At 55.7% G+C, this 18,342-nt stretch carries 20 protein-coding genes; 8 read left to right on the top strand and 12 right to left on the bottom strand.

The window, feature by feature from the left end; genetic code table 11:
• Positions 1 to 102 precede the first annotated feature (102 nt).
• Positions 103 to 942: a 16S rRNA (cytidine(1402)-2'-O)-methyltransferase gene (rsmI, locus tag DWV16_RS16970; protein WP_118480513.1), complete on the top strand. Its 840-nt coding sequence runs from the start codon at positions 103 to 105 to the stop codon at positions 940 to 942.
• An 82-nt stretch (positions 943 to 1,024) separates the two neighbouring features.
• Here the strand turns inward: rsmI and DWV16_RS16965 are convergent, their stop codons facing one another.
• Genes DWV16_RS16965 through DWV16_RS16955 form a run of 3 tightly spaced genes read right to left on the bottom strand, consistent with a single transcriptional unit; the run spans position 1,025 to position 2,253 of the window.
• Positions 1,025 to 1,426: a hypothetical protein gene (locus DWV16_RS16965; RefSeq protein ID WP_079987968.1), complete on the bottom strand. Its 402-nt coding sequence runs from the start codon at positions 1,424 to 1,426 to the stop codon at positions 1,025 to 1,027.
• Positions 1,423 to 1,965, bottom strand: coding sequence for a hypothetical protein (locus DWV16_RS16960; protein WP_118480511.1), 543 nt, complete (start codon positions 1,963 to 1,965; stop codon positions 1,423 to 1,425). The genes DWV16_RS16965 and DWV16_RS16960 overlap by 4 nt, the downstream gene beginning before the upstream one ends.
• A gap of 36 nt (positions 1,966 to 2,001) precedes the next feature.
• On the bottom strand, positions 2,002 to 2,253 hold the full coding sequence (locus tag DWV16_RS16955; protein ID WP_066452600.1) for a hypothetical protein: 252 nt from the start codon (positions 2,251 to 2,253) through the stop codon (positions 2,002 to 2,004).
• Between the two features lie 104 nt (positions 2,254 to 2,357).
• Between DWV16_RS16955 and DWV16_RS16950 the strand changes: the two genes are divergently transcribed.
• Complete coding sequence (locus DWV16_RS16950) at positions 2,358 to 2,831, top strand: metallophosphoesterase (RefSeq protein ID WP_066452598.1); 474 nt, start codon at positions 2,358 to 2,360, stop codon at positions 2,829 to 2,831.
• A 55-nt stretch (positions 2,832 to 2,886) separates the two neighbouring features.
• On the opposite strand, the gene DWV16_RS16945 is transcribed toward DWV16_RS16950, so the two are convergent.
• A complete protein-coding gene (locus DWV16_RS16945; RefSeq protein WP_066452596.1) occupies positions 2,887 to 3,555 on the bottom strand; it encodes a TrkA family potassium uptake protein in 669 nt (222 codons plus the stop codon).
• 509 nt (positions 3,556 to 4,064) lie between these two features.
• Positions 4,065 to 4,694 (bottom strand): TrkA family potassium uptake protein, encoded by a 630-nt coding sequence (locus DWV16_RS16935; RefSeq protein WP_066452594.1) that lies wholly within the window; start codon positions 4,692 to 4,694, stop codon positions 4,065 to 4,067.
• A gap of 209 nt (positions 4,695 to 4,903) precedes the next feature.
• On the opposite strand from DWV16_RS16935, the gene DWV16_RS16930 reads away from it, so the two are divergent.
• The 3 genes from DWV16_RS16930 (at position 4,904) to DWV16_RS16915 (ending at position 10,222) form a co-directional block, all read left to right on the top strand.
• A complete protein-coding gene (locus tag DWV16_RS16930) occupies positions 4,904 to 6,508 on the top strand; it encodes an ABC-F family ATP-binding cassette domain-containing protein (RefSeq protein ID WP_066452593.1) in 1,605 nt (534 codons plus the stop codon).
• 275 nt (positions 6,509 to 6,783) lie between these two features.
• Positions 6,784 to 8,226, top strand: coding sequence for an FAD-dependent oxidoreductase (locus DWV16_RS16920; RefSeq protein ID WP_370219394.1), 1,443 nt, complete (start codon positions 6,784 to 6,786; stop codon positions 8,224 to 8,226).
• Positions 8,219 to 10,222 (top strand): thioredoxin domain-containing protein, encoded by a 2,004-nt coding sequence (locus tag DWV16_RS16915; protein WP_118480503.1) that lies wholly within the window; start codon positions 8,219 to 8,221, stop codon positions 10,220 to 10,222. Before DWV16_RS16920 ends, DWV16_RS16915 begins: the two co-directional genes overlap by 8 nt.
• A 257-nt stretch (positions 10,223 to 10,479) precedes the next feature.
• Here DWV16_RS16915 and DWV16_RS19390 read toward each other — a convergent pair whose 3' ends face one another.
• From DWV16_RS19390 to DWV16_RS16865, 7 genes are all read right to left on the bottom strand, one after another.
• Positions 10,480 to 11,238: a hypothetical protein gene (locus DWV16_RS19390; RefSeq protein WP_187116818.1), complete on the bottom strand. Its 759-nt coding sequence runs from the start codon at positions 11,236 to 11,238 to the stop codon at positions 10,480 to 10,482.
• A 41-nt stretch (positions 11,239 to 11,279) separates the two neighbouring features.
• Positions 11,280 to 11,525: a DUF3343 domain-containing protein gene (locus tag DWV16_RS16900; RefSeq protein WP_066452576.1), complete on the bottom strand. Its 246-nt coding sequence runs from the start codon at positions 11,523 to 11,525 to the stop codon at positions 11,280 to 11,282.
• Complete coding sequence (gene yedF, locus DWV16_RS16895) at positions 11,525 to 12,112, bottom strand: sulfurtransferase-like selenium metabolism protein YedF (protein WP_118480501.1); 588 nt, start codon at positions 12,110 to 12,112, stop codon at positions 11,525 to 11,527. Before yedF ends, DWV16_RS16900 begins: the two co-directional genes overlap by 1 nt.
• Positions 12,113 to 12,133: 21 nt before the next feature.
• A complete protein-coding gene (locus DWV16_RS16890; protein ID WP_242863520.1) occupies positions 12,134 to 13,525 on the bottom strand; it encodes an MATE family efflux transporter in 1,392 nt (463 codons plus the stop codon).
• A 600-nt stretch (positions 13,526 to 14,125) separates the two neighbouring features.
• Entirely contained in the window at positions 14,126 to 14,458 is a 333-nt protein-coding gene (locus tag DWV16_RS16875; protein WP_020225659.1) for a hypothetical protein, read from the bottom strand.
• Between the two features lie 26 nt (positions 14,459 to 14,484).
• Entirely contained in the window at positions 14,485 to 15,285 is an 801-nt protein-coding gene (locus DWV16_RS16870) for a helix-turn-helix domain-containing protein (RefSeq protein WP_118480497.1), read from the bottom strand.
• A gap of 38 nt (positions 15,286 to 15,323) precedes the next feature.
• A complete protein-coding gene (locus DWV16_RS16865) occupies positions 15,324 to 16,073 on the bottom strand; it encodes an SMI1/KNR4 family protein (RefSeq protein WP_118480495.1) in 750 nt (249 codons plus the stop codon).
• Positions 16,074 to 16,433: 360 nt separating this feature from the next.
• On the opposite strand from DWV16_RS16865, the gene DWV16_RS16860 reads away from it, so the two are divergent.
• From DWV16_RS16860 to mobV, 3 genes are all read left to right on the top strand, one after another.
• Positions 16,434 to 16,847 carry a cysteine-rich VLP domain-containing protein gene (locus tag DWV16_RS16860; RefSeq protein WP_118480493.1) on the top strand — a complete coding sequence of 138 codons (414 nt, stop codon included), beginning with the start codon at positions 16,434 to 16,436 and terminating at the stop codon, positions 16,845 to 16,847.
• Between the two features lie 111 nt (positions 16,848 to 16,958).
• Entirely contained in the window at positions 16,959 to 17,354 is a 396-nt protein-coding gene (locus DWV16_RS16855) for a replication initiator protein A (RefSeq protein WP_118480491.1), read from the top strand.
• Between the two features lie 182 nt (positions 17,355 to 17,536).
• Positions 17,537 to 18,342: MobV family relaxase (gene mobV / locus DWV16_RS16845; protein ID WP_118480529.1), on the top strand; the 806-nt coding region annotated here is incomplete at its 3' end.

Genomic DNA, 18,342 nt, shown 5'->3' with positions numbered 1-18,342 from the left:
CGGCGCAAAGCCGTTTTTGCAGGTGGAAGCGCCGCTTATAATTGAGGGACCGGGCGGCTTTTCCCAAGAAGTCCTGCGCATCTATCAAAAGGAGGCGAACCTGTGAGCAGGTTATATGTGGTGGGCACGCCGATCGGCAACCTGGGGGATCTGTCGCCGCGCGCGGTAAAGACGCTTACCGAATGCGATTTTATTGCGGCGGAGGACACCCGCGTCACCCTCAAGCTTTTAAACCATTTCGGCATCAAAAAGCCGATGGTCAGCTACTATGAGCACAATCTGCGCGAACGCGGGCAGATGATTGTCGGCCGGATTCTGGCGGGCGAAAGCTGCTGTGTTGTGACCGACGCGGGCATGCCGTGTATCTCCGACCCGGGCGAGGACCTGGTGAAGCTCTGTGCCGAAGCGGGGATTGCCACCGTCGTGGTCCCGGGTCCGAGCGCCGCTATTTCCGCGCTGGCCGTGTCCGGTCTTGCGACTTCCCGGTTTGCGTTCGAAGGATTTTTAAGCGTCAAGCGCGCCAGTCGTTTTTCCCATCTCGAAGCGGTGCGGGACGACACGCGCACACTTATCTTCTATGAAGCGCCGCATAAGCTGCTGAGCACCCTGCAGGACATGCTTTCTGTGCTGGGTGACCGCAGGGTCACGCTTGCGCGGGAACTGACAAAGATCCACGAGGAAATTCGCCGCACAACGCTGCTGCAGGCGGTGGAATATTATACCGTAAACAACCCCAAAGGAGAATTTGTGCTGGTGCTGGAAGGCGCGCAGCCCAAAACGGAGGAAGTGCCGGAATTGCCGGAGGCGGTTGGAATGGTGCGGGCGCTCACCGATGGCGGGATGTCCCTTTCGGACGCGGCCAGGGAGGTTGCCCGGCAAACCGGTTATAAAAAGGGTGTGCTCTATAAAGAGGCATTGCAGGAAGCGCTGAAGGAAACCTGAAAGAGAAAGGCCGCCGGAATTTTTCCGGCGGCCTTTCAGGAAATGAGGTTCCCAATGAAAACGGGAGAAAACAGGGAGAGGCTCAGAGAAGCAGGTAGGCGAGCGCAATGAGCAGGACGTTATCCGCCTTTTCGTTATAAAGCAGGAAGATAAGCCCGAGAATCAGCAGGGTTTCGCCGTCAAGATCGAGCTTTTCGAGCAGCCCGTGGATCGGATCGGTGGGCTGTGGGGGCGCAGGCGGCGCAGGCGGTGCCGCCTGCTGCGGCTCGGGATCGTTTTCCTGCGGCAGCACGCGGGACTGCGCTTCGATCACCGGCTGTGGGACGGGGTAAGGCTCGTGGTATTCCCCGATGGTGGGTGTGTCGTAGAAAGAGGCCGCCTCCTGTGCGCGGGACTGGAATTCATGCACGCGGTTGACCGCTTCCTGCTGCATGCGCAGGATATCGTCTTCGGTATAGGTTTTGGTGCTGTTCCAACGCATCATCGGTTGTTGCCACCTCCGCCGAACAGGTTGCCAAGGCTGCCCAACAGGCCGCTGTCGCGCAGAGCGGGCCACATGCGGATAATCTGCATGATCCGTACCGCGTCGTCGATCTTGCTTGCGCGCGTGGGGGAGAAGTGTGGTTTGAGCGAACGCAGCAGCTCTACATTTTTGTCGCTTTGGTTATAGGCGCTCATGAGGCCGGCAATCTTTGAAAACGCGCCGAGATCCGGTCCCGAACCCGCACCGGCATTCTGCGCGGCGCTCGCGGTATTGGCCGCGTTTGCGGCGTTTGTACCGCCCATGTTCTGAAAATTCTGCAAGATGGATGCAATGGCGGCGGGATCGACCCCGCCGCCGGAAGGCGCCGCTTGGTTGCCAGGGCTGCCGGAAGGGGGAGGAGGCGTGTTCTGCGCGGGCTGCCCGCCGGGCGCGCCGGCGGCGCCGGTGTCGATCCCCAGCGACTGTGCGACCGCACGCAGCTGCTCCATCTTTTGCGGATCGCCCAGTATTGAGCTGATTGTTGAATTCAGATCATCCATAGTTTGCGCTTCACGCCCTTTCTGTGTAAACGGGAGCTATTTGCCCATGAGCCCTTTCAGCAGCATCTGTACTTTCGGGCTGTTCATCAGCTGTTCAATGGCAGCTGGGTTGTTCATCAGGTTCTGAATCTGCGCCTGCTGGTTCGGGTTCAGGTTCTTCAATATGCCGTCCATCTGACCGCTCTGCATCTGTTCCTTGAGTTTCTGCGGATCAGTACCCATCTTCTTGCCCGCCATCTGCATCAGGGAATCCATCTGGTCCTGCGAAAGGTTTAGATTGTTACTCAACTTTGTCACCGCCTGTTTCATTTCAATTAATAGTATGATATATTAATAGCAGATATTCTCTGGAATGTTCCTGTCCGCAAGTCCAATTGCAAGGAGTTTGTGTTATGCGAATCATTGTCATGTCCGATACCCACCGTGATTTCCATGCGCTGATGGAGCTGGTGGAGAAGCACCGCGAGGCGGATATCTTTATCCATCTTGGAGACGGCGCGCGGGAACTTGCGCAGGTGGTTGAGATTTTTCCCGAACACAAATTTTTGAGCGCGCGCGGAAACTGCGATTTCGGATCGGAATCGGCGCTGGCCGGATGTTTTTCCTGCGGACAGGCAAAGATTTTTTACACGCATGGGCATATGTATAACGTCAAATACGGCCTGGCGGACCTTGTGCGCGCCGGGCAGGAAATGCAGGCGAACGTTGTCCTGTTCGGGCATACCCACATCCCGATGGTCGATTACCGGGAGGGGATGCACCTGATGAATCCCGGCAGCCTGGGTATGCCGCGCGGCTCGAACGGAACCTACGGCGTGCTCGATGTAACCGAACAGGGGATCGTCTGTTTTATCAATGAGCTTTGAACAGATCACAAAAAATGGGCGGGACGCAAAAAGCGTCCCGCCCATTTTTTATCCTTTATGTCTCCTTTTTGAGCGAAAGCCGTTCGGAAAGCTCCCGCAGGGCGGTGTTCGCACAGACCACCAGGAGTTTGTCGCCCGAAAGGATCTGCGAATTGCCGCGTGGGATGATCAGGCGTCCGCCGCGGGAGATCGAAACAATAACCGACTCCTCCGGCAGGTGCAGATCCACGAGACGGATGCCGTCAAGGTCATATTTCTCCGGGATCTGCAGCTCGGACAGGGAGGCTTCCCCGCGGTTTAACGGCATAAGCTGCTTGATGGCCGCGGTGTCCACCTCACGTTCGAGCAGCCGGGCGATGTTGTCGGTGGAGGAGATCGGGATATCCACCCCCAGCTGTTTCATGGCGGCGGCATTTTTCGGATTGTTGATGCGGGCGACGGTACGCCCGACATGGAAAATTTCCTTTGCCAGCTGGCAGGCGACCAGATTGTCCTGGTCGCGCCCCGTCACCGCAATGAGCGCGTCGGCGCCGTCCGCCTCGGAAGCCTCGAGAATATCGATAATGGTGCCATCGCCGCAGACGACCGGTACGTCGAGATCGTTGGCAAGACGGGTACAAAGGGTTCGGTCACGTTCGATCAGGCGGGGGGAATGCCCGTGTTCCAGCAGCGTCTTGGTCAGGTAGTAACCGACCTTTCCGCCGCCAACAACAATGATTTTCATAGAAAAAGCCTCGTTTCTTCTTTTTTGCGCCTGCCCAGCGCGGGGGTGCGCCCTTCACACGCCCGGAGATCCTTTCTCACTTGTCCAAGAAAGGAAGCAAAGAGGGACAACGCGGGGACACCCCGCAGCCCCGATCTACGGCCTAAGAGCCGCCGCTTTGCGGCAAAGATCGCGCGCAATCTGCTGAGACAAAACGGTGTGTGCCACGTTTGGCAGCCTGCTCGCCTGACGGCGAAGCGCGCTCCGGCCCATAGGCCGGGAAGCGAGTCCCTAGCTCCTTTGGCGTGTTCTTTCCCATTTCTTGCACCGAATAGCAAAGGCACAGGCAAAAATGCCGCGTACCACCCAGACTCCAAAGGAGCCTCCGCTCTACCGGGAGCATAAAACCAGTGCAGCATCGGAAGGCTCAGCGCAGCGAATACCAGGGCCTCGCGGCGCGCGGCGAAACGCACCAGTAATTCTCAAGCAGCAGAGCCGCTTGATTCCTATGGACGCCTGGAAGGCGTAAATCAGTCGATCACCTTGGCATAGAGGAGTCGGTCGTTTTGGCCGACCAGCTCCTCAGCGTTCGCATGCGCGAGAGTGAGATTGCCGTCGGCATGCAGAAGGCCGAACAGCACCTGCCTGCCGGAATCCTCCGCGCAGAGCTCGCGCAGCCGCATACCGACCTGTCTGGGCTGCGGCTCAGCGGCGTCGAATGAAACGGTGGCCGAATCGAGATAGACATTTTTGACCTTGTCGTGGTCGGTGAGCATCGAATAGATCGCGTCGACCGAAAGGTTGTTTGGGCAGATGGTATGCAGCCCGAAATGGGAAAAGACGCTGCCGCGCGGCGGGTCGTAGATGCGGGCGAGCACCCGTGGGACCTTGAAAATTTCGCGGGCAAGCTGGCAGACCATGACGTTCATGTTGTCGTCGTTGGTGACCGCAACCAGTGCGTCGCAGCCTTCTATGCCGGCGCGTCGCAGGACATCCTGGTCGATTGGCACGCCGCTCACCGTATAGCCGGAAAAGTCATCCGAAAGCCCATCGAAATGTTCGGGAAAGTTATCGATAACAGCGACATCATGCCCCATTTTGGAAAGCACGCTCGAAAGTTGTGAACCGAGCTTTCCGCAGCCCACTACCAGTACGTTCATCTGCAAAACTCCTTTGAAGGGGAAGCCTTCGTATTTCGTACTCACAAGTATACACATTTTGCTCGGATTTGCAAGGGGAAGCGCGCCGGAAGGCCCGAATTTCGCGGCTTTTCCGGGCAAAAACGGTTGACGAAAGCCGAAACTATGTTATACTGAAAAAGTGACAAATTGGACAGGAAAATTTTGTGTTATCTGTTAGTGGAGGATCTATGATTACCGTTTCGAATGTCAGTTTAATGTTTGGCGGCACCAAGCTGTTTGCAGGCGCCGACCTCAAGTTCACGCCAGGAAACTGCTATGGCATCATCGGCGCGAACGGCGCGGGCAAGTCTACCTTCCTGCGCATCCTCTCCGGCGACCTTGACCCGACCACCGGCGAGGTGGTGATCCCCAAGGAATGCCGCGTTTCGGTTTTAAAGCAGGACCAGTTCCAGTATGACCAGTATCCGGTCATCGATACCGTCATCATGGGCAATCCCCGGCTTTATGAGGTGATGAAGGAAAAGGACGCGCTCTATGAAAAGCCGGACTTTTCGGACGCCGACGGGGAGCGCGCCGCCGAGCTCGAAGGGGAATTCGCCGAAATGAACGGCTGGGACGCCGAGACCGACTCCGGAAGGCTCCTGCAGGGGCTTGGAATCGGGCCGGAGCTTTATGGCACCCCGATGGGTGAGCTCAAGGGCGGCGAGAAGGTTAAGGTGCTTTTGGCGCAGGCGCTTTTCGGCCAGCCGGATATCCTGCTGCTCGACGAGCCGACCAACAACCTGGATGTCAAATCGATTGAATGGCTGGAGGATTTCCTGCTCGATTTCCCCGGCACGGTCATCGTCGTTTCGCATGACCGGCATTTCCTCAACACCATCTGTACCCATACGGTGGATATCGACTTCAACCAGGTGCGCATGTACGTGGGAAATTACGATTTCTGGTATGAGGCCAGCAAGGCGATGCAGTCGATCCTGAAGGACCAGAACAAAAAGCGCGAGGATCAGATCAAGGACCTGCAGGCGTTCATCTCCCGGTTCTCCGCCAATAAATCGAAGTCCAAACAGGCGACCTCCCGCCGCAAGCTGCTCGATAAGCTCACTGTGGATGAAATCCCGGTTTCCTCCCGGCGCTATCCGTGGGTCGGCTTTAAGCCGGATCGTGAGGCCGGCAAAGACATCCTCGAAGTTAAGGGGATCAGTAAATCGATCGATGGGGTCAAGGTGCTTGACGATGTGAGCTTTCTGGTGAACAAAGGCGATAAAATCGCCTTTGTGGGGGAAAATGAACAGGGGCAGACCGCGCTGTTCCGGATTCTCGCTGAGGAGCTTGAACCGGATGAAGGCAGCTTCAAATGGGGCCAGACCGTATCGACTTCCTATTTCCCAAAGGACAATTCCCCTTACTTCAATAACAGTGAGCTTACCATGCTGCAGTGGTTTGCACAGTATTCGCCGGACGACACAGAGACCTTTATGCGCGGCTTTTTGGGGAAGATGCTCTTTTCGGGCGACGATGTGTATAAGCAGGTGAAGGTGCTTTCAGGCGGGGAGAAGGTGCGCTGCATGCTCTCGCGCATGATGCTCACCGGCGCAAACCTGCTGATGCTCGATCAGCCTACCAACCACCTCGACCTCGAGTCGATCACCGCGGTCAACAACGGCCTGATCGATTTTCCGGGGACGGTGCTCTTCTCGTCGCAGGACCACCAGTTTATCCAGACGATCGCCAACCGGATTATTGAGATCCATATGGATGGAACCATCACCGACCGGATGATGAGCTATGACGATTATCTGGAATTTCGCAAGACACAGCAGGCGCACTGAATCTGAAAAGGCCCCCGCAAAAATTGCGGGGGCCTTTTTGGGTGGCATTTATGGCTGTGCGCTTCATGCCGCTAGGAACCGTAAACCCACATGACGGCGCTCTGCCGTATGGGAATATTTTTGCTGCTTTTACCAATGCTAAAACATCAGAAAAAACAGGAGCGTGGTAAAATGAAAGCGATTGCCAGCCGGCGTGTGAAAAGCACCGGTCCGCGCGAAGCGGCAGGCCAGAAACTGAAAAATCGGGAAACCGCTGCGGCAGGGGGATGGAAGCATTGAGCGAATCGATTTGGAGCAAAACTGTAAAATTTCCGGAACGCACACCGCTGCGGGGCGACCTTGCGGTGGATGCCGCTGTGATCGGCGGCGGTCTGGCAGGGATTCTCACCGCGCATTTTCTCAGGGAAGCGGGGCTGCGGGCGGTCGTTTTGGAAGCCGCCCGCGTGGGAAGCGGACAGACGAAGAACACCACTGCAAAGATCACCTCGCAGCACAGCCTGGTTTACCACCGGCTGACCGAGCGGTTCGGTGAAGAGAAGGCCCGGCAATATGCCCAGGCCAATCAACAAGCCATCGCCGAATACCGGCATTTGATCGGATCGCAGCGGATTGCGTGCGAATGGGCCGACTGTCCCGCCTATCTCTATTCCACTGCTGAACGGGAACCGCTGGCCCGGGAATTCGAAACGGCAAAAAAACTGGGGATAGACGCGTCTTACTGCAGCGAAACCGAACTTCCCTTTCCAGTGGCCGCCGCCCTGCGCTTTGATCATCAGGCGCGGTTTCATCCGCTGAAGTTTCTGCGCGCGGTCGCGGACCCGCTTGAAGTTTATGAACTGACCAGGGTCACCGCGGCCGAGGAAAACCGTGTGGTCACAGACCGGGGGACGGTGACAGCCGGGCATATTATTTTTGCCTGCCACTATCCGTTTCAAAATTTCCCCGGCTATTATTTCATGCGGATGCATCAGGAGCGCAGCTATGTGATCGCGCTGGAAAATACCGCTCGCCTGGAGGGGATGTATCTTGGCGTGGATCAGGATGGCCTTTCTCTGCGCCCGGATGGCGGGCTGCTGCTTCTTGGCGGCGGCAGCCACCGCACTGGGGAAAATTCGGCAGGCGGGCAGTACCAAAAATTGCGGGAGGCGACCGGGCGGTATTGGCCCGGGAGCCGGGAGGCCGCCCATTGGAGCGCACAGGACTGCATGACGCTGGACGGCATCCCGTATATCGGCCGGTTTTCCGCGTCCACCCCCAGCTGGTATGTGGCGACGGGCTTCCAAAAGTGGGGGATGACTTCCGCAATGGTGTCCGCCCGAATGATCTCTGACCTGATCGTTAAAGGGGAAACCCCTTGGGAACCGGTGTTTTCTCCGCAGCGTTTTACCCCATCCGCCTCGGCGAGAACATTGATGCAGGAGACGGCTCAGGCCGCCAAGGGACTGACGCGCAGGATCTTCACACCGCCCCAGGCGGATATTGAGGCGCTGCCGTGCGGCCATGGCGGCGTGGTGGAATGCGGCGGGGAAAAGCTGGGCGTCTACAAGGACGGGCAGGGCGAGACATTTGTTGTTTCGATCCGCTGTCCGCATTTGGGCTGCCAGTTGGAATGGAATCCGGACGAGAGAAGCTGGGATTGCCCCTGCCATGGCTCCCGCTTCGACTATCGGGGAAATCTCATTGATAACCCGGCACAGGAGGATTTGGAACATGAGTGAAAACCGCTTGATCCACGAGAAGTCGCCCTATCTTTTACAGCACGCCCATAATCCAGTGGAGTGGTATCCCTGGGGCGCCGAGGCTTTTGAGGCGGCCTTGCGGGAGGATAAACCGATTTTTCTTTCCATCGGGTATTCCACCTGCCACTGGTGTCACGTGATGGAACGGGAATCCTTTGAGGACGCGCAGACGGCGGAGCTGCTGAACCGGGCATTTATTGCCATCAAGGTGGATCGGGAGGAGCGGCCGGACATCGATGCGGTATATATGGCGGTTTGTCAGGCCCTGACCGGCGCGGGAGGCTGGCCGTTAACCATCCTGATGGGACCGGATCAGAAGCCTTTCTGGGCGGGGACATACCTGCCGAAACGCAGCCGTTACGGGCAGCTGGGCCTGGTGGAGTTGCTGGAACAGGTATCGTCTCTGTGGAGGACCGGCCGCGAGCAGCTTTTGCAGGCTGGGGACGAGATCGCAGCGCATATCGCCAGCCAGAAGCCGGCGCGCGCAGCCGAACCGGACAAAGCGCTGCCGCGCGCGGCGGCAGCGCTTTTCCGGCGCGGGTTTGATCCAAGAAACGGCGGTTTTGGAAATGCGCCCAAATTTCCAGCTGCCCATAACCTGCTGTTTTTGATGGAATACAGCCGCCTGAATAAGGACGCGGACGCCATGAGCATGGCGGAAACCACACTCATCCAGATGGCTCGGGGCGGCCTGTTCGACCAGGTTGGCGGCGGGTTCTCCCGTTATTCCACCGACGAAAAATGGCTGGCGCCCCACTTTGAAAAGATGCTCTATGACAATGCTCTGCTGACTTACGCCTATCTGGAAGCGTTCGCAAGGACCGGACGGGAGTTCTACCGCGGAATTGTCAGGCGGACGCTGGACTACGTCCTGCGGGAACTGACCGGCCCGGAGGGGGAATTCTACTGTGGACAGGATGCGGACAGCGGCGGCGAGGAGGGCAGATACTACCTGTTCACCCCTGATGAGGTGAAGAACGTGCTGGGCCAGGAGGACGGAGATCGGTTCTGCCGGTGGTATGACGTCACTGCCCGGGGAAATTTCGAGGGGAAAAACATCCCGAACCTGCTCGGCAACGATTCTTTTGAACAGGATTCTCTGGAATTGGCGGACATGCGGGAAAGACTCAGCCAGTATCGTCGCAGCCGCGAAGAACTCCACCGGGACGACAAAGTGCTCACCGCTTGGAACGCCCTGATGATTGCCGCTTTGGCCAAGGCATACCGGGTGCTGGGGGAGGTGCGGTACCTGGAAGCGGCAAACCGGGCGGCGGCCTTTTTGCGGGAAAACCTCACCCGCCCGGATGGGCGGCTTTGGCTGCGCTGGCGGGAGGGGGAAGCCGCCCACGACGGGCAGCTGGATGATTACGCCTTTTATGCCTGGGCGCTGCTGGAGCTCTATGCCGCCGGAGCCGATATTTCTCACCTGCGGGAGGCCATCCGGCTTTCGGGTGAACTGGAAATCCATTTCTGGGATGCCCGGCGCGGTGGTTTCCATCTCACCGCCGCCGATGCGGAGCAGCTGATCACCCGGCCAAAGGAAGTTTATGACGGCGCGATGCCCTCTGGAAATTCCGCCGCAGGGCTGGTGCTGATCCGGCTCTGGAAACTGACCGGTGAAAGCCGCTGGCAGGCGCTTGCCGACCGGCAGCTCGCCTTTTTGGCGGGAAGCGCCGGGGATTATCCGTCGGGACATTGCTTTGCCTTGCTGGCGTTGATGGAAGCGCTTTATCCTTCCCGCGAGCTGGTATGCGCTTCGGCGGACACCCCTCCGGAAGGGCTGCGGGAGATCGCGGAGCAGTATCGGCTGTATACGCTGGTCAAGACGCGGGAAAACGCAGAACAGCTGGCGATCTGCGCGCCGTTCACCGGGGCCTATCCACTGCCGCAGGCGGGAACCGCTTTTTACCTTTGCCAAAACGGGAGCTGCGCCGCGCCGGTAACGAGCCTCGGCCAACTGGAGAAACTGCTTTAAGACCGCCCCCGACGAACAGCCGATGGCTTGCGGGGACATGGTGGGTTTATGGCGGACATCGGCCCCGCCGCCCATATCGGGCAAATGATCAAACGGATTTACAATTTTCAGGCAGGGAAAGATGTGCGAAAATTCCGAAGCGGCCAGCGGTGCACAGACACCCGGGAGATATGCGGCAGGGCGTGCAAAAAACAAAAAAGAGCGCCCTGCCGTTTTTTGCAGGGCGCTCCTTCTGCTGAGAAGCCTGAACAGAGGCCTTAGCTTTTGGGAGTAAGGGTGACGCTTTGCGCCATGACGCGCTGCTGCTCGGGGGTGATGCGCCCCGCGTCGAACGAGGCCGCGATGTAGACCAGCAGTTCCTTATCATAGGCAAGGATGGCGGGCAGATAGGTGACCGGGGCGGAGGGCATCCGTCCTCCCCACTCCGGCCCCGTGTCCTTCGTGTAAACATAACAGGTGGCATTGCAGGTGGTTTCGGTTTCCTTGACCGGGGTATATTCACAGTCCCAGCTCACCATTGAGCCAAGCATCAGCCCGCTGTATACCGAACGGTAGAAGTTTTCCGGCGTGGTATCCGGATAGAGCTCGAAGGTGCAGTAGCCCACACTGCCCATGACGGTTTCCCCGCTGTCGCGGATATCCATTGGTGTGAATGGGATGGAGTGCGCCTGATCTTCCGGAAAAGATATCGTCCAGCCGTATGGGACCAGCATTTTCATTGTGAACGGCGGAATTTCATAGATTTCGGCGTTATAGTCCTCCTTGCCGTCCTGATAGGCGGGGAAGGTGACCTCTGCCCATTCGTAATTCTCCAAAAGGGCATCATCCTCTGGGGATACGCTAGGAGCGTTTTCCGGTGCGGACGACGCCGGCTCAGGAGATTCTGCGGGCGAAGAAGCCGGGCTTATCAGCTCCGGCACAGGCGGCGGAGCGGCGGGTTTTTCTCCCGGGGCGCCGCAGGCGCAGAGCGAAAGAGCCAGCAATAGGCAAAGCAAGCGCGGAAAACATCGGTTCATAGCATTCACCTCATCATTTTATTTGCGGATACAGCCAAAGCTTAGACCGGGTGGATGCTCCCGTCGTCCGCGATCCCGTAAATGGCATAGAGGCGGGAAGAGCCAAGCGCGGCAAGCTCCTCACGGACCACGCCGAGGTCATCCGGAAAAAATCGGATCGAAATGCCGCAGGAGGCCGTAATCTGGCGCGGCGTGGGCATCATGGAAACTTTGCAGCGGGCTTTCAGCCGCTTTTCAGCATGGATGGCCGCATGGGTCGAATCGAAAGCGATTACGCCGTACCGCATCAGAGGGTGACCACCTTGTCCGCCTGTCGCATGCGCTCGGTGATGTCGTACATGTTGCTGGCTGTACCGATCCGCAGCTGCCCGGCGATGCCGTAAAAATTGAGACAGGTGCCGCAGACCAGAATTTCCACGCCTTTTTCCACAAGGGCCTGGAGATGTTCCACAATCTGATCATCAAAGACCGGAAGCTTGACGCCCGCGTTTATGAACAGGATCGAAGCGGGCGGATCGTCCGATTGGGCGATGGTGTAAAAATACATTTTTATGAGAGAAGTCCCAAGCTCCGGGTCACCGTCCCCGATGGTGTCACGGGGGACAAAAACCGACCAGCTACCGTTTTTCGGTCGGAGGATTGGCTGTGCCTCACAGACGGGGCCTCCGGCTATCGAAAAAGAAACCGTGTAAACGCCATCCGCTTCGGCGGCGTCAATGGCGTAGCCCTGGCTGTCGGCCAGACGGGTGAGGTTCTCCACTGCGGCCGGGTTGTCCACCAGGACGGTGAACGCCCGCGCGCCCGCATCGATCTCCTTTTTTGCCAGAATGACCGGAATCGGACAATTTTTGCCTTTTGCATCGACTGTGATCATAGCGGATACTCCTTGAAAATTTTATATTTTGATTTTGGTCCAACGGCCGCCGGCAAAACGCAGGCCGTTTAGAAGAGAACGCAGCGCCTGATCCACGGTGAGACCGAGCCACGCGCCCATCAGGCCCATTTGCAGCGGATAACAGAAGAGCCAGCCGGAAAACGGGCGGATAAAGGTGACGCTGATGAGCGAAACAACCGCGACGAAAACGGTATCTCCGGCGGCGCGCAGGCAGCCGGAAAAAGTGACGTTTGCAATCTGCATGAAAACGATGAGGATCATGGGAGTGATGATGACCGGTGCGAAAGCAAGGATTTGCGCTTCCTGCGAAAAAAGCATAAAGATATATTTCCCTACAGAAAGGTAAATAACAGCCAGGACACAGGAGAAGAAAAGCCCGATCCGCTGGCAGACGCTGCCGTAGATGCGCGCGAGGTCAGCGCGGTTTTCCCCAAGGCTGCGGCCGACCAGGGCGATTGAAGCAGCGGAAAGCCCGTCGCCGAGGGAAAAGTTGATGGTCAGCAGATTCATGCCGATCTGGTGCGCGGCGAACGCCACGGTGCCAAGATGGGCAACGATGATAGCGTAGGTGAAAAAGCCGATCCGCAAAAAGACCTGTTCCGCCAGCGTGCTGGAGGAGATGCTGGTGATGGTGCGGATGGTCCGCCGGTCAAAACGCACATGCCGCAGGCCGTGGAAATACAAAAACTGGTCGGGATGAGAGACCGAACGGACGCTCAGGACAAGTCCGAATACGGTGCCGATAACCGTTGCGATCGCCGCGCCTTTGACGCCAAGCTTGGGAAAACCAAAATTGCCGCCGATCAGCAGGTAATTGAAAAGGAGGTTCACCCCGTTGGAAACCATATTGGTGCGCATGGCAATACGGGTGTTGCCCGCGCCGCGCTGGGCGGCATTGATCACCAGTGTGACCGAGTTGAAGATGAGCCCTCCCATGATGATCCTGAAGTACGCGACCGCATCCGCGTGGGTGTCCGGCGCGGAACCGGCAAAACGGATGATCTGGTCGGCAAACCCCACGCAGAGCGCCGTGACAACCACCGTGAGCCCCAGCGTGATGAGAAGCGCCTGCACGAGCACCTTGTTGGCGCTTTCCTGATCCTGTTCGCCGCGCCTGCGCGCGACCAGGGCGGAAACAGCCACATTGAGCGAGACGAAGATCGCAAGCCCGATAAATTTCGGCTGGGTGGTGAGCCCAACCGCCGCAATTGCATAGGAGCCGAGTGAACCGACCATGATCATATCGATCATGCCGACAAGGCTCACCAGAAAAGATTCCACGATCGACGGCCACGCGACCTGCATTGTGTTTTGTAAAAGCTCCCGTTCATCCGGGATTTCCCCGGCGGCCGGGGTCTTGCGCAGAATTTTATCGATATGGATGAGGTGCACGGTAAATTGCCTCCGCTTCCAGTGTAATCTTTTTTTAGTTTACACCTTAGGTCAGTTTACAAGGAACTACACGCAGACCGTGAAACGGGCTGCTGACAACAAACGGCGGTATGCTCCCGGAGAGGGCAGCATACCGCCTGTTTTGTTGTCAGGGGTTTCCAAAGGGGTTTGCCCCTTGGCACACGACTTTGCTCGCAAAGTGTAGTGTGTTATACGCTCTGTCGGCGTTGCTGCGAAAATGCGGTTGCCGCCGGGGAGGGCAAGGGCATTTTTACGGCAGGAAAACAGGGCTGTGATTGCGCGGCGTGGAGCCGCAAGCGCAGGACTGGTTTCATCAGCAGACAGGGCGTATATGAATGCCCCCGTCCCTCGTCCTACGCCGAACTATGGGACAAAGTGTCCCAGACGGATAGCCACACTTACGAAAAAGCAGACGGATTTTTCTCTCAAAATTGAAATGGGCGGGAAGCCATTTTAGGGCTTTCCCGCCTTGATTGCCCATTAGCAAAGACGGGCGGGGCTGTCAACGGCGGCGCATGAAATGCGCCGTTCATCTTGACCGTTGACTGGCTCGACTGGCTTTGCTATCTCCCCAACAAGTTATTGTTTGTTGTTTTCCCAATTATCTAAACGGGCTTGCATAGTTTCTCGCCATTCTTCACTTGGACAAGCAGTAATCAATTTTCGATACTCTTCACTTGATGGTGCTTCTATCAAATAAGACTCTACCAATTTTAGCAAATCCCACTCTACTCCATACATTCCACCTTCGGGGAAAATGTCAATCAATACGCCTACTTCTTCTCTTGTCAATGGCGTTTTTACATTGGAGAGCAATTCGTCATACATGTTGATGGTTTCTTCTGTAGGGTCATCTTTCACTGCGTCTGGCATTTGACCGAGAAGTTTCAATTTTATAATTGCCTCCTGCACCTTTACTCCCTCCAATTTCTCGTTCTCTATTTTCTCCCCCGCTGCGGGTTTGGATTTTTCAGCAAGTCCGACTTCTGCGCAATCCTTTTCAGCCACTTTCTTTCTTCTTCCGACAGCTTCCCGTAGTTCAGCTTGAGCCGCTTGCAGATAAACGCCAGCGATGCTTGCTCCGGGTCGCTGTCCTCTTTAGCGGTTTCCTCGGCGGTCTGTAAAAAATCTTCCAGCGGATTGTCCTCCGGGACGCTGAAAAAATCGTCCTTATGTGCTTTCCGCAGGTCAAGAGCTATCTTGTTTATGTCCTGCTGTATCACATAGCGGCAAAAGCTGTCATCGTCAATATGGGCGGCGACAAGCTGCCTTAACTGCGGGTCGGACAAGCCGGGATTGTGCTGCTTCATAATGGTTGCGCTCATAATATCCACAATGGCATTTGCGCTCTGTACCTGCTTGACTGCCGTTCCGTTCACATAGATTTCAAGGTCAGCCATCAGCCGGGGGAAATCCGGGTGTACCGCCAGCTCACACAAGAGGGAAGTATCCACCCGCCCACTTTTCAATAGTTCAATCATATCATCACTCAAGCGCAGGTCTGCAAGATCGGCGTTTGGGTGATTTTTTGTTTTAGAGCGTCCCAGCAGGTAATCAACGGTCACTTCATAAACCTTTGCCAGCTGGATAAGGGCATGGTGGCTGATGTCTTTGAGATTGTCTCCCTCATAACTGCCTAAAGCAGATTTGGAAAGATGAGTTTCCTCCGCAAGCTGTTCCAGCGTCAGCCCTCGTTCCACACGCAGGTCTTTCAATCGTTCCTGTATGGATAGTTCCATGCTCCCCCTCCTTGTCTGCTTGATAGTCAAAAATATTTTTAATTTTCTCGCAGATAATTTACTAACTCTTTTTCTAACAATTCATACATGGTATTCCGCAAAAATTTTACTTTGTCTTGCTCATGGGCATAGTACCAGACAGTTTCTTCGCCGGGGCGAAGTAGGAGTAAATCTCCGTCAGCCTCTTTCCAAAATTCGCCTAGTACACAATAATGCTCCTCGTGAATAGTTAGATTAAAGAGCTGGGATAAGCTGATACTCAAACCTGTAGATACATTAACTCCCTCAGTTATGAGAAAAAATTCCCGAACTTGTGTTGGGAGAATAAATCCTAATTTCTTTTCTATCTCTACAATCTTCTCCACAGTTGCAGCAGATTTTATTTCATCAGAGGAGTCCAAGACTTTTGCCAACATTTTTGAGAACTTAGGGTATTGAGTAAACCATTCGGGGTGCTGTGCCTTGAATTTCTTTTGCTTTTCCCGTTGTACTCGTTTCTGTTTCTTACAGTAAGTGTCCAATTCCTCCAGATACCGTTCTTGATAGAGATTGCTAATTTCAAACGCTATTCCGTTCTTCTCCAGAATAGTGATGGCTCCCTTTTGGCTACCAAATACTGGTACCCAAGAAAACCCATGCGACCGGGGTTTTAACTTCAAAAACTCGCCGTGGTTCAATAGTTTTTCCACTTCGGATTCGTGTTCGTTCCACCAACCCCACCAACTCTCAGGATTTTCCCTGCCCTCTACTAAATTTAAGCACTTTGAAAATAACTCCAACTTATCCATCTCTATCACCTCGCATTATTTTTTTCTATTCTACCACAATTCCGAGAGCGTGGAAATAGCGAGTTTTCCGAGGTGATTTCCTACCTTTCGGATATACGGCACAGACGGTCAAAAAAGTGTAGACTTGAGATAGTTCATCGATGGACAGCACCTTGAAAACCGCATGACCGTCCGAAAAGGAATACCCCGGCCGGGGAAGCACCGCAAGGAGCCGGACTTCTGGACACTTTGTCCAGAGGTCACTTCGGGACAAGTGTCCAGAAGCTGCGGGGAGCGTGCCAACGCCGGAACACGCCGCAGGAATGGGGCAGGAAGCCTTTTCGGTGAGAGCGGCAACGGAAAGCAAAATGGAGGAAACACATGAGAGATAACCCCTATAAAGACTTGCCACCGCTGGAACGCAGGCCGGACGGTTCCATTTACCGCATGACACCGGCACAGAGGAAACAGGCAAACGCCTTAATCCGCCGGGAGTGCTGCAACTATGAGGACGGGAACTGTATGCCCCTTGACGATGGGGATACCCACACCTGCCCCCAGACCATTTCTTTCTCGGTCTGCTGTAAGTGGTTCCGCTGGTCGGTCTTGCCGCTGGACGGGACGCTGGAAGCGGAGATTTTCCGGGATAAGGACTTGAAACGCTGTGCGGTCTGCGGCAGAGTGTTCGTCCCAAAGTCCAACCGGGCGAAATACTGTCCCGGCTGTGCCGCCAGAGTTCACAGGCGACAGAAAACAGAAAGTGAACGGAAAAGGAGGTCTACTGTGGACAGTTAGGGGCTGAAAAGTCCTTGATTTTCAAGGCTTTGCAAGCACAGAACAGGGGCAGGTAATCGAAACTACCGTCTACCCCCGAAAACGGGCTTCTAACCGTCCACAAAACACGATATGACAAACACCATTTATATCCATCAGCCGGAACAGGCGTTCAGCTTCACCCGGCTCCCGAATTTCCTCTTTGAAGCCCCCACATTCAGCCCTCTGTCCAACGAAGCAAAGGTACTGTACGCCTTTATCCTGCGCCGGACGGAGTTATCCCGCAAGAACGGCTGGGCGGACGAGTACGGGCGGATTTACCTGTACTATCCAATCTGCGAGGTGGTGGAGCTGCTCCACTGTGGGCGGCAAAAGGCGGTGAACACCCTGCGGGAGCTGCAATATGCCGGACTGGTGGAGATCCAGAAGCAGGGCTGTGGAAAACCCAACCGCATTTACCCAAAATCCTATGAAGCGGTTCCAAATACCGACTTCAAGAAATCCCGTTCTGGTACGCCGGAGGACTGAAAACCGCACTCATGAAGTATGGAAATCACTCCCCGGAAGTACGGAAACCGGACGGTATATAGAAATACAAAGATAAAAAGATTGATTTATATTCAATCCATTCCAATCCTATCCGAGCTAATTCCTGTGAGATTTTCCCTGTGGAAAACCCCGGATAGGAAAGGAACGGGGAAAGGAGCAGAATGGCACAACACGCAATTTTGCGGTTTGAGAAGCACAAGGGAACCCCGGCAAGACCGCTGGAAGCCCATCACGAACGGCAGAAAGAGCAATATGGCAGCAACCCCGACATTGACACCAGCCGGAGCAAATACAACTTCCATATCGTCAAGCCGGAGGGACGCTACTACCACTTCATTCAGAGCCGGATTGAACAGGCGGGGTGCCGAACCCGCAAGGACAGTACCCGGTTTGTGGATACGCTGATTACCGCCAGCCCGGAGTTTTTCAAGAAGAAGTCCCCGAAAGAGATACAAGCCTTTTTCCAGAGGGCGGCGGATTTCCTCATTGGCCGGGTGGGGCGGGAGAATATCGTGTCGGCGGTGGTACACATGGACGAGAAAACGCCCCACCTACATTTGACCTTTGTTCCGCTGACAAAGGACAACCGCATGTGTGCAAAGGAGATTATCGGCAACAGAGCCAATCTCTCAAAATGGCAGGACGATTTTCACGCTTATATGGTGGAGAAATATCCCGACTTGGAGCGTGGGGAAAGTGCCAGCAAGACAGGCCGGAAGCATATCCCCACCCGGCTTTTCAAACAGGCGGTTTCCCTCTCCAAACAGGCCAGAGCCATTGAAGCCACGCTGGACGGCATTAACCCGCTGAACGCCGGAAAGAAAAAAGAGGAAGCCCTCTCCATGCTGAAAAAGTGGTTCCCGCAGATGGAGAACTTCTCTGGGCAGTTGAAAAAGTACAAGGTCACGATCAATGACCTGTTAGCGGAAAATGAAAAGCTGGAAGCAAGGGCAAAAGCCAGTGAAAA

This window comes from Anaerotruncus sp. AF02-27 (assembly GCF_003465835.1).
GTDB lineage: Bacteria > Bacillota > Clostridia > Oscillospirales > Ruminococcaceae > Anaerotruncus > Anaerotruncus rubiinfantis.
The sequence above is the reverse complement of the archived record's forward strand: the minus strand, read 5'-3'. Positions and strand labels throughout refer to the sequence as shown.